Source organism: Burkholderia sp. Bp8984, from assembly GCF_003853755.1.
Classification (GTDB): Bacteria; Pseudomonadota; Gammaproteobacteria; order Burkholderiales; family Burkholderiaceae; genus Burkholderia.
The window spans coordinates 76,918-91,195 of sequence record NZ_QTQN01000007.1 but is presented as its reverse complement, the minus strand read 5'-3'; the positions used below and the strand labels follow the sequence as shown (position 1 = coordinate 91,195).

General features: G+C 68.1%; 16 protein-coding genes. 2 read left to right on the top strand and 14 right to left on the bottom strand.

The annotated features are described in order from the left end of the window. Positions 1-92 precede the first annotated feature (92 nt). The 4 genes from DID98_RS09845 to DID98_RS09830 all read right to left on the bottom strand — a co-directional run bounded on the left by DID98_RS09845 (position 93) and on the right by DID98_RS09830 (position 2,312). Positions 93-314, bottom strand: a complete 222-nt coding sequence (locus DID98_RS09845) for a hypothetical protein (RefSeq protein WP_124520765.1) — start codon at positions 312-314, stop codon at positions 93-95. A gap of 114 nt (positions 315-428) precedes the next feature. Then, the gene (locus tag DID98_RS09840; RefSeq protein WP_124520763.1) at positions 429-617 is read right to left on the bottom strand and encodes a 4-oxalocrotonate tautomerase; all 189 of its coding nucleotides are present in this window, start codon (positions 615-617) and stop codon (positions 429-431) included. A gap of 50 nt (positions 618-667) precedes the next feature. Continuing rightward, positions 668-1,444: a class II aldolase/adducin family protein gene (locus tag DID98_RS09835; protein WP_124520761.1), complete on the bottom strand. Its 777-nt coding sequence runs from the start codon at positions 1,442-1,444 to the stop codon at positions 668-670. Further along, the gene (locus DID98_RS09830; RefSeq protein ID WP_124520759.1) at positions 1,419-2,312 is read right to left on the bottom strand and encodes an urea transporter; all 894 of its coding nucleotides are present in this window, start codon (positions 2,310-2,312) and stop codon (positions 1,419-1,421) included. The genes DID98_RS09835 and DID98_RS09830 overlap by 26 nt, the downstream gene beginning before the upstream one ends. Before the next feature lie 243 nt (positions 2,313-2,555). On the opposite strand from DID98_RS09830, the gene DID98_RS09825 reads away from it, so the two are divergent. Then, on the top strand, positions 2,556-3,110 hold the full coding sequence (locus tag DID98_RS09825) for a putative glycolipid-binding domain-containing protein (protein WP_124520757.1): 555 nt from the start codon (positions 2,556-2,558) through the stop codon (positions 3,108-3,110). Here the strand turns inward: DID98_RS09825 and DID98_RS09820 are convergent. From DID98_RS09820 to DID98_RS09800, 5 genes are all read right to left on the bottom strand, one after another. Further along, complete coding sequence (locus tag DID98_RS09820; RefSeq protein ID WP_124520755.1) at positions 3,071-3,994, bottom strand: alpha/beta fold hydrolase; 924 nt, start codon at positions 3,992-3,994, stop codon at positions 3,071-3,073. The two genes, DID98_RS09825 and DID98_RS09820, sit on opposite strands and share 40 nt — an antisense overlap. A 4-nt stretch (positions 3,995-3,998) precedes the next feature. After that, a complete protein-coding gene (locus tag DID98_RS09815) occupies positions 3,999-4,904 on the bottom strand; it encodes a metal-dependent hydrolase (protein WP_124520753.1) in 906 nt (301 codons plus the stop codon). Continuing rightward, entirely contained in the window at positions 4,901-5,839 is a 939-nt protein-coding gene (locus tag DID98_RS09810) for an SDR family oxidoreductase (protein WP_124520751.1), read from the bottom strand. Before DID98_RS09810 ends, DID98_RS09815 begins: the two co-directional genes overlap by 4 nt. Before the next feature lie 21 nt (positions 5,840-5,860). Beyond that, complete coding sequence (locus DID98_RS09805) at positions 5,861-7,453, bottom strand: NAD(P)/FAD-dependent oxidoreductase (RefSeq protein ID WP_124520749.1); 1,593 nt, start codon at positions 7,451-7,453, stop codon at positions 5,861-5,863. Between the two features lie 247 nt (positions 7,454-7,700). Next, positions 7,701-8,372 (bottom strand): lysoplasmalogenase, encoded by a 672-nt coding sequence (locus DID98_RS09800; RefSeq protein WP_124520747.1) that lies wholly within the window; start codon positions 8,370-8,372, stop codon positions 7,701-7,703. 433 nt (positions 8,373-8,805) lie between these two features. Here DID98_RS09800 and speB point away from each other — a divergent pair, with 433 nt between their 5' ends. Continuing rightward, complete coding sequence (speB, locus tag DID98_RS09795; protein WP_124520745.1) at positions 8,806-9,768, top strand: agmatinase; 963 nt, start codon at positions 8,806-8,808, stop codon at positions 9,766-9,768. A 136-nt stretch (positions 9,769-9,904) separates the two neighbouring features. On the opposite strand, the gene DID98_RS09790 is transcribed toward speB, so the two are convergent. The 5 genes from DID98_RS09790 to DID98_RS09770 form a co-directional block, all read right to left on the bottom strand. Then, on the bottom strand, positions 9,905-10,306 hold the full coding sequence (locus DID98_RS09790) for a cupin domain-containing protein (protein WP_124520743.1): 402 nt from the start codon (positions 10,304-10,306) through the stop codon (positions 9,905-9,907). Positions 10,307-10,476: 170 nt separating this feature from the next. Next, complete coding sequence (locus DID98_RS09785; RefSeq protein ID WP_124520741.1) at positions 10,477-11,457, bottom strand: sulfonate ABC transporter substrate-binding protein; 981 nt, start codon at positions 11,455-11,457, stop codon at positions 10,477-10,479. 123 nt (positions 11,458-11,580) lie between these two features. After that, the gene (locus DID98_RS09780) at positions 11,581-12,438 is read right to left on the bottom strand and encodes a MerR family transcriptional regulator (protein WP_124521827.1); all 858 of its coding nucleotides are present in this window, start codon (positions 12,436-12,438) and stop codon (positions 11,581-11,583) included. A gap of 9 nt (positions 12,439-12,447) precedes the next feature. Next, positions 12,448-13,011, bottom strand: a complete 564-nt coding sequence (locus tag DID98_RS09775) for a GNAT family N-acetyltransferase (RefSeq protein ID WP_124520737.1) — start codon at positions 13,009-13,011, stop codon at positions 12,448-12,450. Between the two features lie 100 nt (positions 13,012-13,111). Further along, positions 13,112-14,131 (bottom strand): AraC family transcriptional regulator, encoded by a 1,020-nt coding sequence (locus DID98_RS09770; RefSeq protein ID WP_124520963.1) that lies wholly within the window; start codon positions 14,129-14,131, stop codon positions 13,112-13,114. Positions 14,132-14,278: the final 147 nt, after the last annotated feature.

The following is a 14,278-nucleotide window of genomic DNA, read 5'->3' as shown; positions in this document are numbered from 1 at the left end:
CGATTGCGTGACAACGCGATGTGCGGGCGCACAACGCGGCGCAGGGAACGAAGGCCGCGTGCGACGCCGGTGGCCGGCGTCGCACGGGCGGGTCAGGCGAGGTCCGGCGGCTTCAGGTCGGGGTGCCGCGCGTAGAGCGGATTCATGAAATCGAGCAGCATCGTGGTCAGCAGTTGCGACACGAATTCGCGGTAGGCGACGAATTCCGAATCCGGACACGACGCCTTGACGGTCAGCAGGGAGCGATCCAGATCGGCTCCCATTTGCAAGATCATGTCGCTAAGGGCACTTGCGATTTGCTTGTCAGAGATCACTTTTTTGCCTTTTTGGCATCCCGCCAACGCGTTACAACTGTTGACGCAGAGATGACAAACTGGCGCCAAGTGGCATGCGTCCAAGGGCCGGACGCACACCAATCCCGGGGCGCGTCAGCGTTCGTCGCTCCACAGCTTGCCGCCCGTCGCCCAGTTCCCCTTCTTCACGTCGGCGAGGATGATGTCGACCGAGCCCGGGTCGCAGCCGAGCGTCTCGCACGTGACGCGCGTGATCGCTTCGACGAATGCGCGCTTCTGCTCGACCGTGCGGCCTTCGAACAACTGGATATTGAAAGTCGGCATGACTGGATGCTCCGATGGTTGGGGGTAGGGAAGTCGGGACGCGAGCGGCGTCAGTCGCGATACGACTGATCGATCCGGTCGAGGCGGCGCAGCAGCGCCGGCCATTCCAGTTCGCCCTCGATCGCGCCGCCGTCGCGCAACTGCGCGGCGGTGCGCTCGGCGACGGCCGGCTCGGGCAGCACGAGCGGCCCGCCGCCTGCCTGCGCGCGCACCTGGATGTCGCAGGCCTTGATCAGCGTATCCATCAGCACATATGCCTCGGCGACGGTCCGGCCGACCGTCAGCGTGCCATGGTTGCGCAGCAGCATCGCGGATTTCGCGCCGAGGCTGGCGGTCAGCCGCGTGCCTTCGGCCGGCGAGAACGCGAGCGCCTCGTAGTCGTGGTACGCGAGGTCGCCGTGAAACCGCAGCGCGTGCTGCGACGCGGGCAGCAGCCCGTCGCGCTGGATCGACACGGCGATGCCGGCCGTATTGTGCAGGTGCATCACGCAGACGGCGTCCGGCCGCGCGGCGTGCACGGCCGCGTGCAGTGCAAAACCGGTCACGTTGACTGCGTATTCGCTCTCGCCGATCCGGTTGCCGGCCAGGTCGATCTTCACGAGATTCGATGCGCGAACCTCGTCGAACGCGAGGCCGAACGGGTTGATCAGGAAGTGCCCGGGTTCGCCGGGCACGGTCGCGGAAAGATGCGTGTAGATCAGGTCGTCCCAGCCGTTCAGCGCGACGAGGCGATAGGCGGCGGCGAGATCGACGCGCAACCGGCGCTCGGCGTCCGAGATCGGGCCGCCGGGCTTCACGGTGTCAGGACGGTGTGCGAACGACGACATCGGGTTCTCCGAGGGTGAAGCGGCGCGCGACGATCACCGTGATCCACGCGGCGATCGCGAACGGGGCCGTGAACGCGGGGAGGCCCGCGCGCGTCGCGAGCCACTGGATCAGCGCGGCGAGCGCGGCGGCCGCGAACGCCGCGCGCGGCCCGCGCGGCATCAGCGCGAGTGCGGCGAGCGCGCCGTTGAAGCCGAGCAGGCCGTCGGCGAACGACGCGCCGTTCGCGCCGGCCGCGATCAGCAGCACGGTCGACACGATCGTGCCGCCGAGCGCGAACGCAGCCGCGCGGCGCGACGCGACGGCGAGGCCGGCGACGATCAGCGCGCCGGCCCACGGGCCTTGCGCAAAGGTGGTTTGCGCGACGCCCGACAGCAGCGCGTCGGCGATGGAAGGCAGCGTCAGCGGCGCACCGGCTGTCGCGTCGCCCGCATGCTGCGGCGCGACAAACGGCAGCCACAGCGCGGTGACGGCGAGGCACGGGCTCGAATACGGGCACTGGCGCCAGCGGGCGAGCGGCACACGCATCGCGCGTTGCACGAGCGCCGCGCCGATCGCTGCCAGCGGTACCAGCGCGACGGCGGCGAGCGAGGCAGGCGCGAACAGCACGGCGATCAGCGCGGCGAGCGCACCGTTGAAGCCGTGCAGCCCCTGTTCGACGTCGCGGCGCTCGGCACCCGTCAGCACCGCCGTCATGCTGGCGGCGGCCGAGCCGACCAGCGCCGCGGACGCGAGCCGCAGGTCGGTCAGTGCCAGCGCGGCGAGCAGCAGCGCGCCGGTGACGGCATGCGCCTGCAGCACGATCTGCCCGATGCCGCGCAGCAGGATGCGCAGGTCGATCGACGGCGAGGCGGGGCGGGCGGTAGGCATGGCGGCGGTGGAACAGGACGAGCCGCGAGCATAGGACACAATGCCGTGCACCGGAATAGGGAATTCTGGATAGTCAGGATTTGTGGCGCATGCCCTGAGTTGGGGCGGGGCGCGAGTTTCGGCGTCTTGTCTGCCCGGGGCAATGGCGCTTTCGCGGGATTGCGGGGCCGGGAAGCGAAATTTTGGCCGCAGCCGGATTTTTCGTGCGTATGCTGACGCGTCGGCGTTTTCGGGGAGGAACGAATGCGTGAACTGCGCTGGGCGTCGCTCGAGGGCGACGGAATCGAACACCTGACGTTCGACCGGGGGGACGCCGGCATCGTCGTCGAAAGTGCCGTGGTCGGCCAGCGGTACGGCCGCGCGTACGGGCTTGCGTACCGGGTCGAGTGCGATCCGCAATGGCGGGTCAGGTATGCGGTGCTCAAGGTGATGGGCGGCGGCACGCTGGAACTGCATGGCGACGGGGCCGGGCACTGGCGCGACGGTTCAGGCAGCGCGCTGCCGGAGCTGGATGGCTGCGTCGACATCGACATCGCGGCGACGCCGTTCACGAACGCGCTGCCGATCGGCCGCCTCGGGCTCGCACACGGCGAGCGGCGAGCGATCGACGTCGCATACATCTCGACGCCGGACCTGAAGGTGACGCCGGTCAAGCAGGCATACGCGTGCATCGAGCCGGGCCGGCGCTACCGCTACGAAGGCATCTTCCGGAATTTCACGGCCGAGATGGACGTCGACGCCGACGGGCTCGTGATCGACTACGAAACGCTGTTCAAGCGCCTGCCGCCGTTGCGCTGAACCGCCGCTCGCGGTGCCGCGGGTGCTGCCGCGACCGCCGGTCGTTCATGCGTCGAGGCAAACCGGTCGATCCGCGCCGCGATCAGGTCGGGATTGTGCACCACGACCCAGTGCCCGCCGTCGATTTCCTCGCGCACGTGCTCGCCGAGCCAGCGCTCGAGATCGACCGACATTTCGGGCGTCACGTAGCGGTCGTGCACCGGCACGAGGATCTGCACCGGCGCCTGCGCATACCGCTCGCGCGGCTTTCTCGCCCGCGCGAGGAAATTCGCGCGGTAGAGCTGCAACCCGTTCAGCGCGTTCTTCAATTGCGCGGGATCGCGCTCGGGCCGCACGCGTTCGGTCAACTGCAGCCAGCGCGGCCACAGTGCGGCGCCGCCGAGGCGCCACACCAGCGACGGCACGACCGGCAGGTGGAAGAACGCGATGTACCACGATTTCAGGCTCTGCCTGAGCCGCATCTTCGCGCGGAACACGTGGTCGAGGCACGGGCCGGAGATCGACGTGTACGACGCGATCCGGCCGCGCAACGCAGGGTCGGTCACGGCCTCCCAGCACTGGATCGACCCCCAGTCGTGACCGACCAGATGGAACGGCCGCGCGCCGCAGGTCGCGTCGGCGACGGCCTTCAGGTCGTCGGCGAGCCGCGCCAGCGTGTAGTCCGCGCGGCGGCGCGGCGCATCGGATGCGCCGGCGCCGCGCACGTCGTACGCGATCACGCGGTAGCGCTTCGCGAGCCGCGCGCGGACCGGCGCCCACACGGCCGACGAATCGGGATAGCCGTGCACGAGGATCAGCGGCGGCGCGCGGCGCGGGCCGCTGACGTGGACGGCGAGTTTCACGTCGCCGGAGCGGACGGTCAGCATCTCGTGCGTGCGCGCCATGACGTCATGCCTGCGGAACCGGATGCAGCGGCACGCGGCGCGGGGCGGCCTGGGCCGCATGGCGCGCGTTGGTCGCGTCGATGTTCGCGAGCAGCGTGTCGAGCCCTTGCAGGTACTGATGGTTGTCGTGGTCCCACGGATGGAAGCCCGGACGGAAGTAGTCGAGCCATTCGCGCGTGATGCTCGGGAACACGCCGGTCCGCGGGCTGTACAGATACTTCACGAGCCGCCACATGCCGCCGAACCTGCCGTGTTCGCGACGGTGCGCGCGCATCAGCCGCACGTGGAAGTCGAACACGATCGTCCAGAACATCAGGGTCGTGAGCAGCATCGTGCTGGTGCGCAGCAGGTAGCTGCCGAGGCCCGGCTTCATCACGGCGTTCCATACGTCGTACGACACCGCCTTGTGCTCGGTTTCCTCCATCGCGTGCCACATCCACATCTGCTGATAGCCTTCGACCGACCCGTCGATCCGGTGCTCGTGGCCCGACAGCAGCTGGTTCGCGAGGATCGCCGTGTAGTGCTCGAGCGCGATCGTGATCGCGAGCTGCATCGAGTGCGGCAGCGTCTTCTTGAAGAAGCCGAGGATCGTCCAGAGCCGCTTGTCGAGCTTGTGCGCGGGCAGGCCGGACGACTGCAGCAGGTCGTTGTACTCGATGTGCTCGCGCGTGTGCATCGCTTCCTGGCCGATGAAGCCGAGCACCTGCTTCTTCAGCTCCGGATCCTCGATGCGGTCGCGGTAGTGGCGCACCGAATCCATGAAAAAGCGCTCGCCGGCCGGGAACAGCAGCGACAGCGCGTTCATGAAGTGCGTGACCGGCACGCCCTGGACGTGCCAGTCCTTCGCGCGTTCGGGCGGCAGCGCGAAACGGATGTCGCGCCGCACCGGCATCATGTTCGGGGTCGTCATGATTGTTCTCCTCCCTGATTGCCTGCGTTGTTGTAGGTGGCGTGAAGCGGCGCGGCGGCCGGCGTGCCGTAGCGGGCGGCCGCGCGGCGGGCCTTCGCGGCCTCGCGGCGCGTCGTGAGCACGACGAGCGCCTGGTACGCGGCCGGCAGGATGCGCGCCATCCAGTCCGCGGCCTTCGCGTCGCGGCCGATCAGCACACGCCGCTTGTTGCGGCGCACGCCGGCGAGGATCGTGCGCGCGGCGTCGTCGGCGGTCGTGATGAAGAACTTCTCGAAGCTGTCCTTGCCTTGCTGCTCGCTCTCGACGATGAAGCCGACCATGTTCTTCGCGACGCGGCTCGACTGCGCGATGTTGGTGCGGATGCCGCCCGGATGCACGCAGGTGGCCGACACGCCGCACTTCATCATGTCCAGTTCCTGGCGCAGCGATTCGGTGAAGCCGCGCACCGCGAACTTGGTCGCGTTGTAGCCGCTCATGCCCGGCTGCGCGAAGATCCCGAAGATGCTGGACGTGTTGATCACGTGACCGTCGCCGCTCGCCTTCAGGTGCGGCAGGAACGCCTTCGTGCCATGCACGACGCCCCAGAAGTTGATGTTCACGATCCACTCGAGATCGCCGTATTCCATCCCTTCGATCGTGCTCGACAGCGCGACGCCCGCGTTGTTGAAGATCAGGTTGACCTTGCCGTGTTCCTGCGCGGTATCGTCCGCCCACGCGAACATCGCGTCGCGGTCGCCGACGTCGAGCACGCGCGTCGACACGCGCACGTTCGGCGCGATCGCGCGGACGATCCGCTCGGTTTCGGCGAGGCCGACGCCGTTCTTGTCGGCGAGCGACACGTGGCAGCCGGCCTGTGCGAGCTGGACCGCGAGCGAGCGGCCCATGCCCGAGCCGGCGCCCGTGATCGCGGCGACCTTGTTGGCGAAATCTCTCATGTCGTTGGCTCCTTGTCTGGCTCAGGCCGCTTCGGCGGACGTGGAAGCGGAAGCGGCGGACGCGGCGGGCGCGGCGACGGGCCGCCCGCTCGTGTCGTGGTGCGGCGCGCGATACGCGTGGTAATCGGCGATCGAGAAGTGCGCGGTCGCCTGGCGGAAGCGCCAGGTGAAGCCTGGCCACAGCGTCGTGTTCTTGCCGGTGCGCGGGTCGAGGTACCAGCTCTTGCAGCCGCCCGTCGACCAGATCGCCTTTTGGAGCCGGCCCTGCAGGTCGGTGTTGAACTGCGCCTCGACGAGCGGGCGCACCTCGATCGCATCCGCGCGTTCGCGCTGCATCGCGTTCAGCGCGCCGAGGATGTATTCGATCTGCGACTCGATCATGAACACCATCGAGTTGTGGCCGAGGCCGGTGTTCGGGCCGACGATCATGAAGAAGTTCGGGTAGCCCGGCAGCGTCGTGCCGAGATACGCGTGCGCGCCGTCGCGCCACGCATCGACGATGTCGAGGCCGCCGCGGCCGATGATCGCGCCGCGCGGAAACGGATCGGCGACCTGGAAGCCCGTGCCGTAGATCAGGCAGTCGACTTCATGACGCTTGCCGTCGGTCGTCACGACCGCGTCGGCTTCGATGCGCTCGATGCCGGTCGTGATCACGTCGACGTTCTTGCGCGACAGCGCCGGGTAGTAGTCGTTCGAGATCAGCACGCGCTTGCAGCCGAGCGTGTAGTCGGGCGTGACCGCACGGCGCAGTTCCGGATCGGGAACCTGCTTGCGGATATGGCGCAGCGCGAGCTTCTGCACGTTCTTCATCAGCGACGGATGGATCGCGAAGCCGAGCACGCGCGATTCGAGCATCCAGTAGATGCCGCTGCGCACCGCCTTCTGCGTGAACGGCAGCGTGCGGAACAGCCACTTCTCGAAGCCGCTCAGTTTGCGGTCGGGCTTCGGCATGATCCACGGCGGCGTGCGCTGGAACAGCGCGAGTGTCTTCGCGCGCGGCGCGATCTGCGGCACGAACTGGATCGCGCTCGCGCCGGTGCCGATCACCGCCACGCGCTTGCCTTCGAGAGGGTAGTCGTGATCCCACTGCTGCGAATGGAACGCGCGGCCCTTGAAGGTCTCGACGCCGGGAATCGCCGGCAGCGCGGCGCGCGACAGCCCGCCCATCCCCGACACCAGCACGCGCGCCGACAGCCGCTTGCCGTTCGCGAACGTGAGGCGCCAGCGTCGTGCGGCCTCGTCGTATTCGGCGCGCTGCAGCTCATGGTTCAGGCGCAGGTGCGGGCCGACGCCGAAGCGCTGCACGCAGTCTTCCAGGTACGCGCGGATCTCCGGCTGGGGCGCGAACATGCGCGTCCAGCGCGGGTTCGGCGCGAACGAGAACGAATAGACGTGCGATTGCACGTCGCAGGCACACCCGGGGTAATGATTGTCGCGCCACGTGCCGCCGACCGACGCGGCCTTCTCGAGCACGACGAAGTCGGTCACGCCGGTCTGCCGCAGGCGAATGGCCATCCCGAGACCGGCGAAGCCGGTGCCGATGATGGCGATGTCGGTGGTTTCGTCCGGGCCGTCGTGGCCGGGCGGGCCGAAAGGCAACGTGCGAGCATTCATCCGGGTGTCTCCGATTTGGCTCATTTTTTAATGTTACATTGGTTGATGTAACGATAGTGGGTGAACCCGGAAACCGCAAGAGGCTAGAAGCGGCGCTCTAAGGGCCGGAAGCCGCGCGGGAAAAGGCTGAGCGGGGTTTGGAACGGTCTGCTTTCCGCATTGCGGAATGTGCGGAAACGGCCGCCGGCAGGGCTGGAGAGGCGGGAGACGAAGGCCGCCGACACGCGGCGACCTGTTTGAAACGCTATCAGGGACGGATCGGGCGGGCGGCCGTCTCATGGAAAACCCCGGCGACGATCGTGATCTGCGCGAGCGCGTAGAGGCCCCAGATCAGGTAGTCGATGCCGGGAAAGCCGCCGAGGAAGCGTCCGACGCCGATCAGCGTGTCGGAGCCGACGAAGATCAGGCTGCCGACGGCGACCAGCGGGCCGCGCGTGCGGGCCGCGAGCGCGAAGCTCGCCATCGCGCACAGCACGAGCATGTAGACGGCGACGGGTACGAGTAGTTCGCCCAGATGCGGAAGGAACGCTGCATAGAACGCCGGCGCGGCGATCCACAGCCCGATCAGTGCGAGGAAGCGCCAGCCGTGCGGCCGCGCGCGCCAGCGCACGAAGATCGCGCAGTAGCACAGGTGCGTGAGCAGGAACGCACCGAGGCCGAGGACGAACGACAGCGGCCACTCGGGCAGCGCGAGCAGCACGTCGCCGAGCACGGCCGTGACGAGCGCCGCGCACAGCCACGCGCGTTCGCGCGGTGCCGCGCAGGCGCTGCCGGCCGCGAGCAGCAGGATGCCCATCGCGGCTTTCGCGGCGGCCTGGCCGGGATAGGGCGCGGCGGCGAGCGACAGCCCGTACAGCAGCGCGGCGGCGATGGCGAGCGGCCAGAGCCGGCGATAGGGGGCGGGAAGCGTGGCGATCAAGGCGGGTGTCTCCGGGGGTGTCGTCGTCTGCGGTGGACGGCGCGCCGGCGGGGGCGCGGCTGCGGCCATTATCCGGAAGAAAGGGCGGGCGAGAACCGGCGAATCCTTCTAGGCGCGGCATGGCGACGGGGGGCGGCGGTGCGGCGGTCCGGCGGCATGGGATCGGGCGATGCGGCGCCGGTGCGCCTGCCGCCGCGCTGATCGTTTCGATGCGTTTGCCCCGGTCGAACCGGGGCAACACGGCGGTTTCGGCTTGCTATCATCGCCGCGTATCGACGTTGTCCCGCCCGGCCGCGCTACAGGGTTCGCAGGCCGGCGCGACGGCCGCGCCCGGCGAGGGCATGCCGCCGCGTTTTCATTGAATCCGTGCCGAGTCCCGCCAGCGCACCCGATGCAGTGGCAGGGGCCGGTCCTCCTGACCAACAGGTTCGACATGACCGAACTGCTCCACGGCGACGGCGCGATCCGTCGCACGACGCCATACGGCTCCTCGATCGAAAACACCTATGCGGGCGTGCTGTCGTTCATGCGTCGCAACTATTCGCGCGCGCTCGACGGCGTCGACGTCGCGATTTCCGGCGTGCCGCTCGACCTCGCGACGACCTATCGCTCGGGCGCGCGGCTCGGGCCGGCCGCGATCCGCGCGGCGAGCGTGCAGCTCGCGGAGCTCAAGCCGTATCCGTGGGGCTTCGATCCGTTCGAGGATCTCGCGACCGTCGATTACGGCGATTGCTGGTTCGATGCGCACAACCCGTTGTCGATCAAGCCGGCGATCGTCGAACATGCGCGCACGATCCTGCGCTCGGGCGCGAAGATGCTGACGCTCGGCGGCGATCACTACATCACGTATCCGCTGCTGGTCGCGCACGCGGAGCGCTACGGCAAGCCGCTGTCGCTGATCCACTTCGATGCGCACTGCGATACGTGGGCCGACGACGAGCCGGACAGCCTCAATCACGGCACGATGTTCTACAAGGCGGTGAAGGAAGGGCTGATCGATCCGGCGACGTCGGTGCAGGTCGGCATCCGTACGTGGAACGACGATTTCCTCGGGATCGAGCGGCTCGATGCCGCGTGGGTGCATGAGCATGGTCCGCGCGCGGCGGTGGAGCGGATTGTCGACATCGTCGGCGCGCGGCCCGCGTACCTGACGTTCGATATCGACTGTCTCGATCCGGCGTTCGCGCCCGGCACGGGGACGCCGGTCGCGGGCGGGTTGTCGTCCGCACAGGCGCTCGCGATCGTGCGTGCGCTCGGGGCGGTGAATCTGGTCGGCGCGGATGTCGTCGAGGTTGCGCCTGCTTACGATCACGCGGACATCACCGCGATCGCCGCTGCGCATGTTGCGTGCGATTTGCTGTGTCTGTGGCGGCAGAAGAAGGTGGCGGGGCTTTGAAGTCGGGTGGGGCTGGCGGACACGGCCATAGCTTCCCGGCCCATTGCCGACCTTCAACGCCCCAACGTCAAGCCGAAAAGAGGACGTTCAACCCGACGCATAAAGCCCCATGCGGCCCGGCAACACCGCTTGCCGCTCAGGGATCGTTGACCGTTTCGGGCTCTGCCGGGATCAGGATTTCGAGCAGCTCGCAATCATCCGACCAGCCTATTACGGTATGGCGGATGCCCGGTGGCTGAATCCAGCACGACCCGGCCACCAGCCGCTGCGGTCCAATGCCTTCAAAGTCGGTCTGAAACCAGCCCTTCAGGCAGTAAACCAGCTGAAACTGCACGTCGTGGTGGTGTCGCACGCTCAATTCCGGACGGAACGGCGCAATCATGCGGACTACGTGCGCTCTGACAAGGCCGCTGGTTGCCGCCGCAACGCCCAAGTCCCGGTAAGTGGAGTAGCCGCGCAGGCCGCCAGTCTTGAAGTCGTCCTCCGCGTAATGGCTGATGACGAAACGCTGCGGCGCGTCGGGAAGAAAATGTTCCATGCACCCCTCCGAAGGAATGGGTCAGTGGAAAATGAAATACCGAACTGATCCGGAAAGCAATCGGTAGCGGCACGCACGCGGGGACGTCGACGTAATTGTCCGAGCAGAACCAAAACAGGCCGACGGGCAGGGTACCCGTCGGCCTGTTCGAAACGAGTGCGAACCGTGCGTTACTTCGCCGCGAGCGCGCTTGCCACGCCCTTGTCGGTCCACGCGTTATCGGCGACGTTCAGCTTCTGCGGAATCAGCTTCGCCGCATGGAACGCATCGGCCACGCCCTGCTGAACCGCGACGATCTTCTCATCGACCGGCACCGCGCCGAACGGCACACGCTTGATCCACGTTTCCACGAGCGGCTGCGGCAGGCCGACCTTCGGCGCGATCAGCGCGGCCGTCTCGGCCGGATGCCCGTTGACCCACAGGCCCGTCTCGCGCAATTGCTTCAGGATCGTGCCGACCACGTCGGCATGTTGCTCCGCGAAGCCACGCGTTGCCTCGTAGAAGTTGTTCGCGGGCGTGAGGCCCGTGTAGTCGGACAGCGTGCGGATCTTCAGCGAATTCTGCGCGGCCGCGTAATACGGATCCCACACGGCCCACGCGTCGACGTTGCCGCTCTCGAACGCGGCGCGCGCGTCGGCGGGCGGCAGGTACACCGGGTGAATTTCGTCGTAGCGTACGCCGGCCTTTTTCAGCGCTTCGAGCAACAGGTAGTTCGCGCTCGAACCCTTCTGCAGCGCGACCTTCTTGCCGCGCAGGTCGGCGAGCGAGCGGACCGGCGAATCGGCCTTCACGAACACGGCCTCGTTGTGCGGCGACGGCGGTTCCGCGGCGACGTACACGAAGCGCACGCCGGCCGCCTGCGCGAACACAGGCGGCGGCGCGCCCGTGTAGCCGAAGTCGATGCTGTTCGCGTTCAGCGCCTCGAGCAGTTGCGGGCCGGCCGGGAATTCGAACCACTGGACGGTGTAGCCGAGCGGCTTGAGCCGCGTCTCGAGCGAGCCCTGCGTCTTGACGACCGACAGCAGGCCGGCCTTCTGGTAGCCGATGCGCACGACCTTGTCGGCGCTGCCTTGCGCGAACGCCGATGTGGCGGCGACGGCGACGAGCGCCGTCGCGGCGGTGCGGGTGATCCAGCGGGTGAAACGAATCATCGAACGGACTCCATGCGAAACGTCTTCGGGGAGCGGCGTGTGCCGCTCGGTTGGAAGAATCGTCGCATGGGCGGTCGGGCCCGCAAACCAAGCAATGCCGATATGAATATGACGGCGGCGGTCCTATGCTTTGTCGCCGTCGCCTTGCGGGCCGGACGCATCGGACCTATCCGACGTGCCGGCCTGGCGTGCCGCTTCGTCACTGAGTTTCCTGTCGAGGATCGTCGCGACGCGGCCGCCCAGATACGCACTGGCGGCGTTCTCGAGCGCGCGGTTCGTCTCGCCCTCGACGAACACGGCCGCGAGCGGGCGCAGGCGCCAGATCGCATCGACGAGCGCGGGCACGTCGGTGACGGGCGGCAGCGTGCCTTCGTCATAGCGGTCGAGCCGCTTCACGACGAGATCGACGAGCAGCCGCGCGATCGCGTCGAAGTGCGGCCGCGCGAGGCTGATCACGTCGAGCAGCTCGCGCGGCGGGATGCCTTCCTTCGTCATCGCGGCTGCCGCCTCGAGCAGCGCGGGGCTTTTCGCGACGAACGACAGGCCGCGCCGTTCGAGCAGGCCGAGTTCGGTCACGCGCGACAGTTGCGACGCCGTCTGCGGGCCGAACATCTGCGCGAGTTGCGCGAGCGAATAGGTTTTCGGCAGTTCGTGCGACCAGCGGCCGCCGATCGCGTTTTCCAGGCCGAGGATCGAGCGCAGGTCGTGACCCTCGTCGATCGCCATGATCAGGTCCTGGATGTTCGACAGCGTGTAGCCGCGCGCGAGCAGGTGGTTGATCAGCTTCAGGCGCGCGACGTGCGTGTCGTCGTAGATGCCCACGCGCCCGCGCTTCTCGGGCGGCGCGAGCAGCCCGCGATCCTGGTACGCGCGGACGTTGCGCACGGTCGTGTCGGACACGCGAGCGAGTTCATCGACCGTGTACTCGTTGCGGGAATCCGGCGCGGCCTCGTCTGGCATGGTTGGAGTCTGTTTTGACATGCGGCCATTCTAGCGCGACGCGACAGGCTCGGGCGCGGCGGGGAGCGTGCGTGCGCCGTCGCCGAGCGCGCGCTGCATCAGCGCGGTGTCGATCCAGCGGCCGTGCTTGAAACCGACCGCCTTCAGCACGCCGGCCGGCTCGAAACCGAACGCGCGGTGCAGCGACGTCGACCCGCCGGTGCCGCCGTCGGCGATCACCGCGATCATCTGCCGCCACGGGCCGGTTTCGCAGCGCGCGATCAGTGCCGCGAGCAGCGCGCGGCCGATGCCGCGGCCGCGCTGCGTGTCGTCGATGTAGATCGAATCCTCGATCGTGTGGCGGTACGCGCTGCGCGTGCGATACGGCGTTGCGTACGCGTAGCCGGCGATGTGGCCGTCGCATTCCGCGACGAGATAGGGCAGCCCGTGACGCAGCACTGCGTCGCGGCGCGCGCGCAGTTCGTCGACGTCGGGCGGCGCCTCCTCGAACGACGCGACGCTGTGGCGCACGTGGTGCGCGTAGATCGCGTGAATGGCGTCGAGATCGGCATCGGTCGCGTCGCGGACGACGCAGGCGGCGGGTGTGGCGGACATGGCAACGGGCGGAGGCATGGGCAAACCCTTACTATGCGGGCGATTGCCCGGCGCGTAAAGCGACGGCCGGGCGACGGCCGGACGTCGCGCGTCGTCGCATTCAGTTCGGCAGCCGCTTCCTCTGCGTATCGCGCGGCAACTCGTTGAAGCGGGCGAAGTAATAGCCCGAAAAGCGGCCGAGGTGGCCGAAACCGAACGTCAGCGCCGTATCGGTAATGCTGGCCATCGGGTCGGTCAGCAGTTGCACTCGGGCGGCGTCGAGCCGGATGTTGCGCAGCAGTTCCATCGGGGTTGCGCCGTGGTAGCGGCGGCACAGCACGTTCAGCGTCCGGAAGCTGACGCCGGCCGCCCTGGCGAGATCCTCGAGCGAAATGGGCGCGCAGAGTCGCGCATGGATGAATTCGAGGAGCGCGTCCATTTGCCGGATGCCGCCCGGGGATCCGGATGTCACCGGTGGGTTGCACGCTTCCGGTGACGCGAGGGCATTCCCGGTTGCCGACGGCGGCGGGCAATGTACGAGCAGGAATAACGCGAGGCTGCGTTCGAAGTGGTCGCGCCACTCGGCCCGAATGCCGCCGTCGCCGGCCAGCGCGAGGACGTTGAGCAGCGACTGTGCGATCAGGTCCCATTGCGAGGCCAGTGCAGGCGGCAACAGAAATCCCGGCGCGAGGGCGGGCGGTCCGTCGTCGGGCGGGTGGCCGGAAACCGCCCGCAGCAGCGCATCGGGGACCTTGACGATCAGTTGCCGGGTGCCGGGCCGCCAGCGCAGGCGCACGCGCGTCCTGGGCGCGAGCACGGCGGTCCGTCCTTCGAGCACGTCCATCACATGTCCGTCGCAGTCGATTTCGGCGCCGCCGGCGAGCGACGTGTGGACGAGCGAAAAGCCGTCGAACGGGCGCGGCACGACCTCGACTTCGGCGCCGTACTGCAGCGCGTAGACGCTCAGACGATTCAGTCGCCCCTTGAAAAGCGCAGCGTCGGGCACGCCGTGCTTCCAGCGCAGCACATGCTCGGCCAGTTCCGCCGAAACCTGCTCGTGCGCATCCGTGCGCGATCCGGATCGGAACAGGCAATTCCGGTACAGCGCGGACAGCACGTCCGCATTCGGCGTGAGGGGCATGGGGCGTCTCCTGTGCGGCATTTCCGTGCAGTGCATCCGGCTGGGCCGCGGATGCGCGTCGTGCCGCATCGGTTTTTCTTGCGTGCGCGAAATCTCCTGAATGGATGATATTGATCTTCGTCAGGCTTGTCTAAGGTATCGCACGGG

What these genes read in the sequence shown, in the direction of transcription:
- DID98_RS09840 (WP_124520763.1), bottom strand. Translation starts at nt 617, where the DNA reads ATGCCGACTTTCAATATCCAGTTGTTCGAAGGCCGCACGGTCGAGCAG.
- DID98_RS09835 (WP_124520761.1), bottom strand. Translation starts at nt 1,444, where the DNA reads ATGTCGTCGTTCGCACACCGTCCTGACACCGTGAAGCCCGGCGGCCCG.
- DID98_RS09830 (WP_124520759.1), bottom strand. Translation starts at nt 2,312, where the DNA reads ATGCCTACCGCCCGCCCCGCCTCGCCGTCGATCGACCTGCGCATCCTG.
- DID98_RS09825 (WP_124520757.1), top strand. Translation starts at nt 2,556, where the DNA reads ATGCGTGAACTGCGCTGGGCGTCGCTCGAGGGCGACGGAATCGAACAC.
- DID98_RS09820 (WP_124520755.1), bottom strand. Translation starts at nt 3,994, where the DNA reads ATGGCGCGCACGCACGAGATGCTGACCGTCCGCTCCGGCGACGTGAAA.
- DID98_RS09815 (WP_124520753.1), bottom strand. Translation starts at nt 4,904, where the DNA reads ATGACGACCCCGAACATGATGCCGGTGCGGCGCGACATCCGTTTCGCG.
- DID98_RS09810 (WP_124520751.1), bottom strand. Translation starts at nt 5,839, where the DNA reads ATGAGAGATTTCGCCAACAAGGTCGCCGCGATCACGGGCGCCGGCTCG.
- DID98_RS09805 (WP_124520749.1), bottom strand. Translation starts at nt 7,453, where the DNA reads ATGAATGCTCGCACGTTGCCTTTCGGCCCGCCCGGCCACGACGGCCCG.
- speB (WP_124520745.1), top strand. Translation starts at nt 8,806, where the DNA reads ATGACCGAACTGCTCCACGGCGACGGCGCGATCCGTCGCACGACGCCA.
- DID98_RS09790 (WP_124520743.1), bottom strand. Translation starts at nt 10,306, where the DNA reads ATGGAACATTTTCTTCCCGACGCGCCGCAGCGTTTCGTCATCAGCCAT.
- DID98_RS09785 (WP_124520741.1), bottom strand. Translation starts at nt 11,457, where the DNA reads ATGATTCGTTTCACCCGCTGGATCACCCGCACCGCCGCGACGGCGCTC.
- DID98_RS09780 (WP_124521827.1), bottom strand. Translation starts at nt 12,438, where the DNA reads ATGTCAAAACAGACTCCAACCATGCCAGACGAGGCCGCGCCGGATTCC.
- DID98_RS09775 (WP_124520737.1), bottom strand. Translation starts at nt 13,011, where the DNA reads ATGTCCGCCACACCCGCCGCCTGCGTCGTCCGCGACGCGACCGATGCC.
- DID98_RS09770 (WP_124520963.1), bottom strand. Translation starts at nt 14,131, where the DNA reads ATGCCCCTCACGCCGAATGCGGACGTGCTGTCCGCGCTGTACCGGAAT.